At 66.0% G+C, this 10,745-nt stretch carries 10 protein-coding genes; 5 read left to right on the top strand and 5 right to left on the bottom strand.

Annotated elements, in window-relative coordinates; all coding sequences use genetic code 11:
• Window positions 1-22 precede the first annotated feature (22 nt).
• Complete coding sequence (locus ACNPM8_RS10855) at window positions 23-736, top strand: FadR/GntR family transcriptional regulator (RefSeq protein ID WP_105656288.1); 714 nt, start codon at window positions 23-25, stop codon at window positions 734-736.
• Window positions 737-830: 94 nt separating this feature from the next.
• Here ACNPM8_RS10855 and ACNPM8_RS10850 read toward each other — a convergent pair whose 3' ends face one another.
• The 5 genes from ACNPM8_RS10850 to ACNPM8_RS10830 form a co-directional block, all read right to left on the bottom strand.
• The gene (locus tag ACNPM8_RS10850; RefSeq protein ID WP_105656287.1) at window positions 831-2,189 is read right to left on the bottom strand and encodes a GntT/GntP/DsdX family permease; all 1,359 of its coding nucleotides are present in this window, start codon (window positions 2,187-2,189) and stop codon (window positions 831-833) included.
• A 420-nt stretch (window positions 2,190-2,609) separates the two neighbouring features.
• Window positions 2,610-3,002 carry a universal stress protein gene (locus ACNPM8_RS10845; RefSeq protein ID WP_105656286.1) on the bottom strand — a complete coding sequence of 131 codons (393 nt, stop codon included), beginning with the start codon at window positions 3,000-3,002 and terminating at the stop codon, window positions 2,610-2,612.
• Window positions 2,999-4,528, bottom strand: a complete 1,530-nt coding sequence (locus tag ACNPM8_RS10840) for a tripartite tricarboxylate transporter permease (RefSeq protein WP_105656285.1) — start codon at window positions 4,526-4,528, stop codon at window positions 2,999-3,001. Before ACNPM8_RS10840 ends, ACNPM8_RS10845 begins: the two co-directional genes overlap by 4 nt.
• Window positions 4,529-4,551: 23 nt before the next feature.
• Window positions 4,552-5,136, bottom strand: coding sequence for a tripartite tricarboxylate transporter TctB family protein (locus tag ACNPM8_RS10835; RefSeq protein ID WP_400341240.1), 585 nt, complete (start codon window positions 5,134-5,136; stop codon window positions 4,552-4,554).
• A 49-nt stretch (window positions 5,137-5,185) separates the two neighbouring features.
• On the bottom strand, window positions 5,186-6,184 hold the full coding sequence (locus tag ACNPM8_RS10830; RefSeq protein ID WP_448939830.1) for a Bug family tripartite tricarboxylate transporter substrate binding protein: 999 nt from the start codon (window positions 6,182-6,184) through the stop codon (window positions 5,186-5,188).
• 151 nt (window positions 6,185-6,335) lie between these two features.
• Between ACNPM8_RS10830 and ACNPM8_RS10825 the strand changes: the two genes are divergently transcribed.
• The 4 genes from ACNPM8_RS10825 to ACNPM8_RS10810 form a co-directional block, all read left to right on the top strand.
• Window positions 6,336-7,226: a LysR family transcriptional regulator gene (locus tag ACNPM8_RS10825; protein WP_105656282.1), complete on the top strand. Its 891-nt coding sequence runs from the start codon at window positions 6,336-6,338 to the stop codon at window positions 7,224-7,226.
• Window positions 7,227-7,364: 138 nt separating this feature from the next.
• Window positions 7,365-8,303, top strand: a complete 939-nt coding sequence (gene kdgD / locus ACNPM8_RS10820) for a 5-dehydro-4-deoxyglucarate dehydratase (protein ID WP_105656281.1) — start codon at window positions 7,365-7,367, stop codon at window positions 8,301-8,303.
• Between the two features lie 50 nt (window positions 8,304-8,353).
• Window positions 8,354-9,955: an aldehyde dehydrogenase (NADP(+)) gene (locus tag ACNPM8_RS10815; protein ID WP_448939829.1), complete on the top strand. Its 1,602-nt coding sequence runs from the start codon at window positions 8,354-8,356 to the stop codon at window positions 9,953-9,955.
• A 3-nt stretch (window positions 9,956-9,958) separates the two neighbouring features.
• A partial coding sequence (locus tag ACNPM8_RS10810) for an enolase C-terminal domain-like protein (protein WP_448937724.1) occupies window positions 9,959-10,745 on the top strand: 787 nt, incomplete at its 3' end.

Here is a 10,745-nt window from a genome sequence, read left to right as displayed (position 1 = left end):
TTCGGGCGCTTATCCTTTAAGCATGCACAACGCCAAACCCAATCTGGCATCGGCCTTGGTCGGGCACCTGCGCGCGCAGATCAGCGGCGGGGCCATTCCTCCGGGACAGAAGCTGCCCAGCGAGAACGAGCTGATCGCCGAGCACGGGGTATCGCGCACCGTGGTCCGCGAGGCCATTACCCGACTGCAGGCCGAAGGGCTGGTCTACACGCGGCGCGGCGCGGGCAGCTTCGCTTTGACTCCTCCACCGCCCGCCGAGCCTGCCGCTCAAGCACTGGTTCCGCGTACCGTCGAGGAACGCCGCCAGTTGATCGAGTACCGGGTGGGTTTCGAAACCGAGGCCGCCGCCGTCGCGGCCCGCTCCCGCACCGCGCAGGATTTGTCCGCAATGGACCAGGCCCTGCGGGGCTTCGAGGCCGCAGCGGGCAATGCGGCGGTGAGCATGAGCTGCGATTTCGAGTTCCACCTGGCCGTGGCCAGGGCTACCGGCAATCCCTACTTCGGCCAGGCTGTGGAGAATTTCGGTCCCTCCATGATCGCGATGCCGCGCGGCCGGCTGGATTCGGCCGACACGATCACCGCCGACCGGCTGGGTTCGGTGGCCGCAGAGCACCGCGCCGTGCGTGATGCCATTGCCTCCGGCGACCCGCACATGGCGGCCGCGGCCATGCGCATGCATCTGGGCAACTCCATGCTGCGGCTGCAATCCGAAGCGGGGCTCGGCCCCGCGCTTTAGGGCCGGGACGCGGAAAAGACCTCCGGCTGGCCGTGGCAGCTGCCATCAGCTCCATGTCGCCGAGAGGTCTTTCCTTCAAAGTTCCGTACCGGGCCTAGGTGATCACCAGGTCCAGTGCGAAGACCCCGAGCAACCCGAGTACCGCCAACGTCGTGGTGTAGGTGGTGCGCACCGCGAGCGCCTGCCCGACATTGAGGTTGAAATACTCCTTGAACATCCAGAAGCCCGGGTCGTTCACGTGGCTGAAGGCGATCGAGCCGCAGGCGGTGGCCAGCACCATCAGCTCAGGCGACGCTCCGGTGGCCGCGACCAGCGGTGCGGCGATGCCGGCGGCGGTCGATACCGCCACCGTAGCTGATCCCAGCGCGATGCGCAGGATCACCGCAATGATCCAGGCCAGGAACAGCGGGCTGAGATTCCACCCCGCAGTGGTGTCCGCAATGTAGTCGGCAATGCCGGCGGAAACCAGCACCTGCTTGAAGGCGCCGCCGGCGCCGATGACCAGCAGGATCATGGCCATGGCCCGCGCGGCCTCGCTCATCGACTTGGCGACCTGCGCCATGGAACGGTTGTTCAGCGGGCCGAAGGCGGCAATCGCCACCAGCAGGGCGATCAGCAACGCAATTTCCGCCGAGCCCAGCAGCGCGAGCACATCGTCGGCCTCCTCGCTCAGCGTCACGGTCATGCGCAGGATTTCCGAACCGGCAATCAGCACGATGGGCAGCAGCGCCACCAGGAAGGACAAGGCGCCCGAGGGCAGCTCGTCGTCGGCGAAGTCCTTTTCCGCGAGCAGCCCCGAGGGCATCTGCGGGTTCATCTGCCGCACGAAGGACAGCCGCGGCCAGGCCATCGCAATGGCCACACCGGCCGGAATGGCGATGAGCAGGCCGTAGGCCAGCGTCAATCCGACCGATGCGTTGTACAGCCCGGCCACTGCGGTCGGACCCGGGTGCGGGGGCAAGAAGGAATGCATGGTGGACAGCGAGATGGACATGGGCAGGCCCACCCACAGCAGGTTGACCTTGGTGGCGCGCACCAGGGTGAAGGCGACCGGCACCAGGATCACGAACGCGACCTCGTAGAACATGGTCACGCCGATCAGCATCGCGGAAATGATCATGGCCCACTGCACGCCACGCTCGCCGAAGACCGAGAGGATCTTGCGGGCAATGCGCTGCGCCGCCCCGGCGTCGCCCATGACGCGGCCAATCATGGCGCCTAGGCCGATGACGACGGCGGTGCTTCCCAGCTGCCCGCCCAGGCCCTCGGTGATGATCTCCGGGATGTCAGCGACGCCCGCGGGCTCGCCGTCCACGCTCAGCGATCCGGTGGCGACGGCCCAGAAGGCCACGAGGGTGGCGACGAGGATCAGGGCGATGAATCCGTTGAGCTTGAACCTCATCATGAGGATCAGCAGCACGACTACCGCCAGCGCTACGACAAGCAGGGGCATAAAGGGGCTCCGATCTGGGGAATACTTTGGAAAAGGGTGGAATCTCGGCATCGCGGGTGGCGGCGAGGGCTTGGGTTTACGTGAGCTGCCGCATATCGCCATGTGCCTGTAGTCACGTTAGTAAGCCGGGATCGCTCCCGTCCAAGACTCGATCCGCATGTTTTGATACCCAGCCGGCATCGCGTTGCGTGCCCGGGTGTCGGCCATCCCCGCGATCCCGCGACATTCCGGCACTCCGCGCCCGGTAGCGCATTCGGCTCGGCGTTTCGGCGCTCCCCGGGAACCGTTCATTGAGTGACGAGCCTCACAATAGTTGACGCGCTGCAACCATTGAGGAGCCACCGGACCGTGGACGCGCAAAGGCCGCGGAAGGCTTCCATTGAAGCCGTCCGCGGCCTTTGGCAGCGGTGCGGTGGCGGGTCAGCCGGCCTTGACGGCCAGCACCGGATGCTGCGCCTGCAGCAGGATTCGCTGGGCGTGCGAGCCCATGATGAACTTGCCCACCTGGCTGCGCTGGCGCAGCCCGATGACGATCAAGGACACCTCGTGCTTCTCGGCCAGCCCCAGGAACTCCTCGGTCAGGTCATCACGGTAGCTGGACTCCACGATGCGAGCCTCGACTCCCGCCGCGGCGGCAGCTAGCAGCACGCGTTCCAGGTCCTCGGGCGAAGCGGTGTGCTTGTCCACCAGCGACCCCTCGCGCGAGGAGTTCACGATCAGCAACGGTTCGGCGCGCAGCTTCGCCTCGATGATGGCCGCGTCGACGGCGGCCTGCCCTACTGGGGTGGGGACGTATCCCACGATGATGCTCATGCGTTTTCCTTTTCCTTTACGGCCTGCACGGCCACCAAGCGGTTCTTGCGCTGATCGATGGCGGACTTGATCATCGGCCACACGGCCACGAACACGAACACCACCAGCAGCGTTGCGGAGATGGGTCGGGACAGGAAGCCCGAGGGGTCGCCTTCCAGCACCAGCAGGGATCGGCGCAGGTTGGATTCCAGCAAGCTGCCCAGCACGAACGCCAGCACCAGCGGGCCGGGCTCGAAACCGAATTTCTTCATCAGGTAGCCCACGGCGCCGAACATGACCACCAGCATCACGTCGAACATGGAGTTGCGGATGGTGTACGCGCCCAGCAGGGTGATCAACGCCGTGATCGGCGCCAGGATCGCGGCGCGGATGCGCAGGATCCGCACAAACACGCCGATCAGCGGGATCGACATGATCAGCAGCAGGATGTTGCCGATATACATCGAGTTCACCACGCCCCAGAACAATTCCGGGTCATTGGAGATCAGCTGCGGGCCGGGGGTGACCCCCTGGATCAGCAGCGCCCCGAAGATGATCGCCATTGTCGCATTCGCAGGAATGCCCAGAGTCAGCAATGGGATGAACGAGCTGGTCGCCGCCGCATTGTTCGCGGTTTCCGGTCCGGCGACACCCTCGATCGCCCCCTTGCCGAAGCGCGTAGGGTCCTTGGCGGTCTTCTTCTCCAGCGCGTAGGAGGCCAGCGAGGAGATCGTCGCGCCGCCGCCAGGCAAGATGCCCAGGAAGAAGCCGAGCACCGACCCGCGGCCGATCGCCCCGGAGGCCTGCTTCAGGTCCTGGCGCCGCGGCCACACGTTGGCCACCTTCAGCGGGGCGGACACGGCCCGGTGCCGCTCCTCCAGGTTGTAGAGGATCTCGCCCACGCCGAACAGGCCCATGGCGATCGGCACGAAGTCGATCCCGTCGGCCAGCGACAGGTTGCCGAAGGTGAAGCGCTCGGCCCCGGTGAAGCCGTCGCGACCCACCGTGGCCAGGAACAGGCCCAACGCCGCGGCGATGATCGCCTTGATCTTGGAGCCTCCGGAGATGGTGGCCACCAGCAAGATGCCCAGCAGCGCCAGTGCTGTGTACTCCGGCGGGCCGAAGTCCAGCGCGAAACTGGCCACCAGCGGAGCCAGGAAGGTCAGGCCCACAATGGCGATCGTGCCGCCAATAAACGAGCCGATGGCGGCAATGCCCAGTGCGGTGCCGGCCCGGCCCTGCTTGGCCATGACATAGCCGTCGAAGACCGTCACCACCGAGCTGGCCTCGCCGGGAAGGCGCAGCAGCACCGAGGTGATCGTGCCGCCGTACTGGGCACCGTAGAAGATGCCGGCCAGCATGATGATGGCGGTCACCGGCTCGACACCGTAGGTCAACGGCAGCAGGATCGCGATCGTGGCCGCCGGGCCCAGGCCCGGCAGCACGCCGATCAGCATGCCAATGACAACGCCGAGCAGGCAATACAAGAGGTTTGTGGGGTCCAGGACGGTGCCGAAGCCGTCCAGGACTGGTCCGAAGAAGTCCATGGGAGTCAACCTTTAATTGCGACTTAGAACAGTCGGGGAATCGTGGTGCCGAGCGCGGCAATGAAGATGGCGTAGAAGGCCACGACCACCAGCACCGAATACAAGGCGGCAGAGCGCCAGCGCTCACCGCCCAGCCAGCGCATCCACACGAAGCACAGCAGCAGCGCGGGAATCTCGAAGCCGATCAGCGGCATGAGCACCACCATCAGGATCAGGGTGGCGAAACCAATGACGGTGTACCAGCTCATGGCACTGAACTTCTCCCCGTCCTTCCCGCCGCGCCTGCCCACGATGAGCTGCACCACGGCCATGACCGAGGCAATCAGCGTGACGATGAAGGGCCACATCCCGGCGCTGGGCGCCGCGGGAGTGCCCAGTCCCAGGCCAACGGACAGCGCCATGCCGGCGCAGCCCAGCCCGAGAACCACCAGACTGGAGGCAAGGTTCGCCACCGGCCCGGCCGGTTCCGGGGCCTCGGCTTCCCACTGGGCGGCGAGTTCCTCCGGGGTCAGCGCCTCGGGCGACGAATCGTCCTCGGGCTGCACCGGGCCGGATTCCGCGCGGGGCGCGGCGGACACCGGCGGGCGTTCAACGTGTTTGGCTTGCATGATGTCCTCCTGTGCTTGAAGTGTTCCGGATCAGCTGGCTGCCGGGAGGCTACTTGCCGGCCAGCGAGATGTCGTACTCATCGGTCAGTTCCTTGTACTTCGCGGCCAGCTCATTCCATTCGGCGGTGACTTCCTCGCCGGAAATCTCGTTCGGAGTCAGCATGTTCTTCTCGTTGAACGAGGTGTAGGTGTCCGTGGCTACCGCGTCCTTGATGGAGGCCACCAGCTTCTGCTTGGCGTCATCGCTCAGGCCCTTCGGGGCTGCGATGGCGCGGTACTGGGAGACCGGGACTTCATAGCCTGCCTCGATGGCGGTGGGCACATCGGGAAGGAACTCATTGCGCTCGGAGGAGAAGACCACGATCGGGGTGACGGTGCCGGCGTCGATTTGCGGCTTGGCTTCGCCCAGCTGCACCGTGGAGACTTGCACCTGGTCGCCCATGACGGCGGTCAGTGCCGGGGAGCCCGAGTCGAATGGTACTGTGGTGCCTTCGATGCCCGCCTGGGCCAGGATCAGTTCCTGGGCCAGCTGCGAGCCGGTGCCCACGCCGGTAGTGCCGAAGGACAGCTTCTTGCCGCTGTTCTTGATGTCATCGAAGTTCTCCATCCCCGACTTGGTGCTGGCTACCATGACGTAGTCATCCTGGCTCAGTCCCATGAGGACATCGAGGTCATCGAGCGAAACCGCCTCGTCCGCGGATACCGCCAGCGGGGTAATGGTGATCAACGAGGCGTTGAGCAGCACGAGGTTCTGCCCGTCCGGGGGCATGGCCGCCACTTCTTCGGTGGCCAGCGCGCCGTTGGCGCCCGGCTTGTTCACCACGGGCAGGGCCACGCCCAGGGAATCCGCCATGCCGTCCGCCGCGGCGCGCGCGATCAGGTCGGTGGAGCCGCCAGGCGCCTGGCCGACGGTCAGGGTGATGGGGCCGCTGGGGAATTCGGCGGAGGCCGAGCCCCCGCCGACGTTGCCGCCGCAGGCGGAAAGCGCTAGTACCGCGCCAGTGGCTGAGAGGGCGAGCAGCGAACGGCGAGTCAAGCGGTTTTTCATGGGAAGTTCTCCTGTGGTGTCGAGTGTGGGACCCCGGCCGAGGCCTCGAGTGAGACAGCTCACCTTGCTGGTCTTGGAGTCAAGCGTAGAAACTTGAAGTGATGCATGTCCAAGGTTGAATGTGCATAGAATGATTCCAGAAAGGTATCAAATGTTTACTCTGGACCAAGCACGCAGTTTCGTTGCCGTTGCCGAGGAATTGCACTTCGGCCGTGCCGCCGAGCGGCTGAACATGACTCAGCCGCCGCTGAGCCGGCAGATCCAGAAACTCGAGCGCACGGTCGGCGTGGAACTGCTCGAGCGCGACAACCGCCGCGTGGCCCTCACCGCGGCGGGCCATGCTTTCCTCCAGGATGCCCGCCGGCTGGTCGTGGCCGCCGAGCGTGCCCCGGACAATGCCCGCCGCATCGCCGCCGGCCAGCTGGGCGAGCTGCGCATCGGCTTCACCGCGGCCTCGGGCTTCAGCCTGCTCGGCCCGCTGCTGGGAGAAATCTCGGCGCAGATGCCGCAGGTGCACCTGGAGCTGTCGGAAATGGTGACCGGCGAGCAGGTCGACGCCCTGCTGGACGGCGACATCGACCTGGGCTTGGCCCGCCCGCCCTTCGACGAGAAGCTCTTCGAGTCCGCGCTGCTGTTAACCGAGGGACTCTACGTGGCGGTGCCCTCCGGCCACCGGCTGGCCCGGCTGCAGCGGGAAGTACTGTTCGATGACCTGCGCAACGAACCGCTGATCATGCACTCCCCCACCAAGGCCCGCTACTTCTACGACCTGGTGGTTCGCCGCGTCGACATCGAGCACAAGAACGTGCGCCATACCGTCAGCCAGGTGCTGACCATGCTCGCGCTGGTCTCCGCCGGGCGCGGTATTGCTTTCGTCCCGGAGAGTGCCAAGCTGCTGGGCGTGGGCGGGGTCAGCTACCTGCGGCTGGGCGAGGTTACCGACGATCCGGTGCAGCTGCACGCCATCTGGAGCAAGTCCTCGCGCAATCCGGCGCTGGAACGGGTGGTCTCGATCGTGCGCCACGCGCTGCACGCTGAATGATGCACACTGGGTATCAAACAATACAAATATGGGCTTGGACAGGCATCATAGAGGGTTCCTAGGCTGAGGGTAATACCAATGCACCGCCCCCAGCTTTCCCGCCTCGCCTGAGGCGGGAACCAGTCAAAGGAACAAACCATGGCCCAGTACACCCCCGCCGAACTTGCCTCCAAGCTCAAGGACGGGTTGCTCTCCTTCCCGGTCACCGCATTCGACGCCAACCTGGAAATCGACGAGGCCGCGTACCGCAACCACCTGGCCTGGCAGTCCAGCTTCGACGTCGCCGGACTGTTCGCCGCCGGAGGCACCGGCGAAGGCTTCACGCTGACCCCGGCAGAGGCCTCGCGTGTGGTCCGCATGGCAGTGGAAGAAGCCGGCTCCAAGGTTCCGGTGCTGGCCTCGGCCGGCGGTTCGACCAAGCAGGCCATCCAGAACGCGCAAGACGCCGAGGCCGCAGGGGCCGAAGGCCTGCTGCTGCTGCCGCCGTACCTGACCGAATGCGACCAGGAAGGGCTCTACCAGCACGCGTCGGCCATCTGCGCATCGACGACGACCGGCGTGATCGTCTACAACCGCGCCAACGCGATCTATTCGGCGGACACCGTGGCCCGGCTGGCCGATAACCACGAGAACTTCATCGGCTTTAAGGACGCGCTGGGCGACATCGAGCACCTGACCAAGGTGTACGCCAAGAACGGCGACCGCCTGTTCTACCTGGGCGGGCTGCCTACCGCGGAGACCTTCGCGTTGCCGCTGCTGCAGCTGGGCATGAGCACCTACTCCTCGGCCATGTACAACTTCGTTCCGGAATTCGCGCTGGACTTCTACAAGGATGTGCGCGCCCAGGACCTGAAGGCGGTCAACGAGAAGCTGAACCGCTTCGTGCTGCCTTACCTGGAAATCCGCGACCGCGTCAAGGGCTACGGCGTATCCATCGTCAAGGGCGGGTTGAAGGCCATCGGCCGCGACTCCGGCTCGGTGCGCCCGCCGCTGCAGGATCTGACCGAGCAGGACCTGGCGGACCTGTCCGCGCTGATCCAGCAGGCAGGCATCGTTCCCGCCGGCGCGAGCCTCTGACCAGCACTGGCACTTTACGACACACCAATCAGTCGACTCAGGAGCAATTCATGAGCACAACCACGCAGAACCTCACCGGCCAGTCCATCCTCGCCGGCGCCAGCACCGAAGGCAACGGGCGCAAGGTCAACGGCTATAACCCGGCGACCAACGAGCGCCTGGAACCTGCCTACAGCCTCATCGATGAGCAGCAGCTGAAGCTGGCCACCGCTGCGGCGGCCGAGGCCTTCGAGTCCTTCCGGTCCTTGGAACCGTCGAAGCACGCAGAGTTCCTGGAAGCCATCGCGGAGAACATCGAGGCAGTGGGCGCCGAACTGGTCGCTCGCGCCATGGCCGAAACCGGCTTGCCCGAGGCGCGCCTGACCGGCGAGCGCGGGCGCACCACCGGACAGCTGCGGCTGTTCGCGCAGGTGGTGCGCCAAGGCGACCAGCACGGCGTGCGCGTGGACCCGGCCCTGCCAGAGCGCACCCCGGCCCCGCGCGTGGACATCCGGCAGCGCAAGATCCCGGTGGGCCCGGTCGCGGTGTTCGGCGCGTCGAACTTCCCGCTGGCGTTCTCCACGGCCGGCGGCGACACCGCCCGCGCGCTGGCTGCCGGCTGCCCGGTGGTCTTCAAGGCCCACAATGCGCACCCCGGAACCAGCGAGATTGTTGGCCATGCCATCAGCAAGGCCGTCGCCGACTTCGGGCTGCACCCGGGAGTCTTCTCCCTGGTTTATGGCCCCGGCGCGTCGATCGGCCAGGCGCTGGTGAAGGATCCGGCCATCAAGGCCGTGGGCTTCACCGGTTCGCGGGCCGGCGGCACCGCCCTGATGGCCGCCGCGGCCGCGCGACCGGAACCCATCCCGGTGTATGCCGAAATGAGCTCCATCAACCCGGTGATCTTCTTCGAGGGAGCATTGGCGCAGGATCCTGTTGCGCAGGCCAAGGCCTACTTGGCTTCTGTTGTCGGTTCTTCCGGGCAGCTGTGCACCGCACCGGGTCTCGTCTTTGTTCCCACTGGAGCTGCCGGCGACGCATTCGCCCGCGCCGTCAGCGGCCAGGCACCGGAAACTTCCGGGCAGACGATGCTCACCGAGGGAATCTACAATTCCTGGACCGCTGGTGTCCAAGCGCTCGGCAGCCAGGACGGTGTCGAACTGCTGGGCCGTGGCACCGAAGGGGCAACCGAGAACGCTCCGGCACCAGCCATCTACACCGCTGGAGTGGAGCAGCTGCTGGCCAACCCGGTGCTGCAAGACGAAATCTTCGGAGCCGCCTCGCTGGTGATTCGCTACGCCGATGCCGCACAGCTGCAAACGGCGCTGGGCCGGCTGGAAGGCCAGCTCACCGCCACCTTGCAGCTGGACGATTCGGATCACGAAGCCGCAGGGCAGATCATCGGGACGCTGGAAACCAAGGTCGGGCGCATCCTGGTCAACGGATGGCCAACCGGTGTGGAAGTGGGCCACGCGATGGTGCACGGAGGTCCGTTCCCGGCAACGTCCGACCCGCGGACCACCTCGGTGGGCACCCTGGCCATCGAGCGCTTCCTGCGCCCGGTCGCCTACCAGAACTTCCCGGACGCGCTTTTGCCCAAGCCCATCGCGGAAGACAATCCGTGGAAGTTGACCCGCCGGATTGACGGCGTCCTGCAGGCGAAAGGCGAATAATCCATGACTTCCCAGCCCACCATTGCCTCGGTGAAGGTCATCCCGGTCGCCGGGCACGACTCCATGCTGCTGAACCTCTCCGGGGCGCACGGGCCGTTCTTCACCCGCAATATCGCCATCATCACTGACTCCGAGGGCCGCACGGGCCTCGGCGAAGTGCCCGGCGGCGAGGCGATCCGTTCGACCATAGAGGAGGCCGGCACACTGATTACCGGCGCCCCTGTGGCGACTTACCGTTCGCTGCTGCGCCAGGTGGCAGCCCGCTTCGCAGACCTCGATTCCGGCGGACGCGGTGCACAGACCTTCGATTTGCGCACCACCGTGCACGCAGTCACCGCACTTGAATCTGCACTGCTGGATTTGCACGGCCAGTTCCTCGGGGTGCCGGCGGCCGAACTGCTCGGCGACGGGCAGCAGCGCGACGCGGTTCCGATGCTCGGTTACCTGTTCTACGTGGGCAACCCGGATACGACGGATCTGCCGTATCTGCGCGAACCGCAGGGCAACGACGACTGGGAGCGCTTGCGCCGCGAAGAAGCCATGACGCCAGAAGCCGTGGTGCGCCTGGCCGAGGCGGCTCAGGCCCGTTACGGGTTCAAGGATTTCAAGCTGAAGGGCGGCGTCCAGGACGGGGACTCCGAGGTCGATGCTGTCATCGCTTTGAAGGAACGCTTCCCCGAAGCCCGGATCACGCTTGACCCCAATGGCGGCTGGCTGCTCGAAGATGCTATCCGGCTTGGCAAGCGCATGCGTGGAGTGGTGGCCTATGCCGAGGATCCGTGGGGGGCGG

The sequence above is a fragment of the Glutamicibacter sp. AGC46 genome, assembly GCF_053543715.1.
The sequence above is the reverse complement of the archived record's forward strand: the minus strand, read 5'-3'. Positions and strand labels throughout refer to the sequence as shown.

Coding starts and splice junctions, on each gene's coding strand:
- kdgD (WP_105656281.1), top strand. CDS start 7,365: ATGGCCCAGTACACCCCCGCCGAACTTGCCTCCAAGCTCAAGGACGGG.
- ACNPM8_RS10830 (WP_448939830.1), bottom strand. CDS start 6,184: ATGAAAAACCGCTTGACTCGCCGTTCGCTGCTCGCCCTCTCAGCCACT.
- ACNPM8_RS10835 (WP_400341240.1), bottom strand. CDS start 5,136: ATGCAAGCCAAACACGTTGAACGCCCGCCGGTGTCCGCCGCGCCCCGC.
- ACNPM8_RS10845 (WP_105656286.1), bottom strand. CDS start 3,002: ATGAGCATCATCGTGGGATACGTCCCCACCCCAGTAGGGCAGGCCGCC.
- ACNPM8_RS10825 (WP_105656282.1), top strand. CDS start 6,336: ATGTTTACTCTGGACCAAGCACGCAGTTTCGTTGCCGTTGCCGAGGAA.
- ACNPM8_RS10840 (WP_105656285.1), bottom strand. CDS start 4,528: ATGGACTTCTTCGGACCAGTCCTGGACGGCTTCGGCACCGTCCTGGAC.
- ACNPM8_RS10850 (WP_105656287.1), bottom strand. CDS start 2,189: ATGCCCCTGCTTGTCGTAGCGCTGGCGGTAGTCGTGCTGCTGATCCTC.
- ACNPM8_RS10815 (WP_448939829.1), top strand. CDS start 8,354: ATGAGCACAACCACGCAGAACCTCACCGGCCAGTCCATCCTCGCCGGC.
- ACNPM8_RS10855 (WP_105656288.1), top strand. CDS start 23: ATGCACAACGCCAAACCCAATCTGGCATCGGCCTTGGTCGGGCACCTG.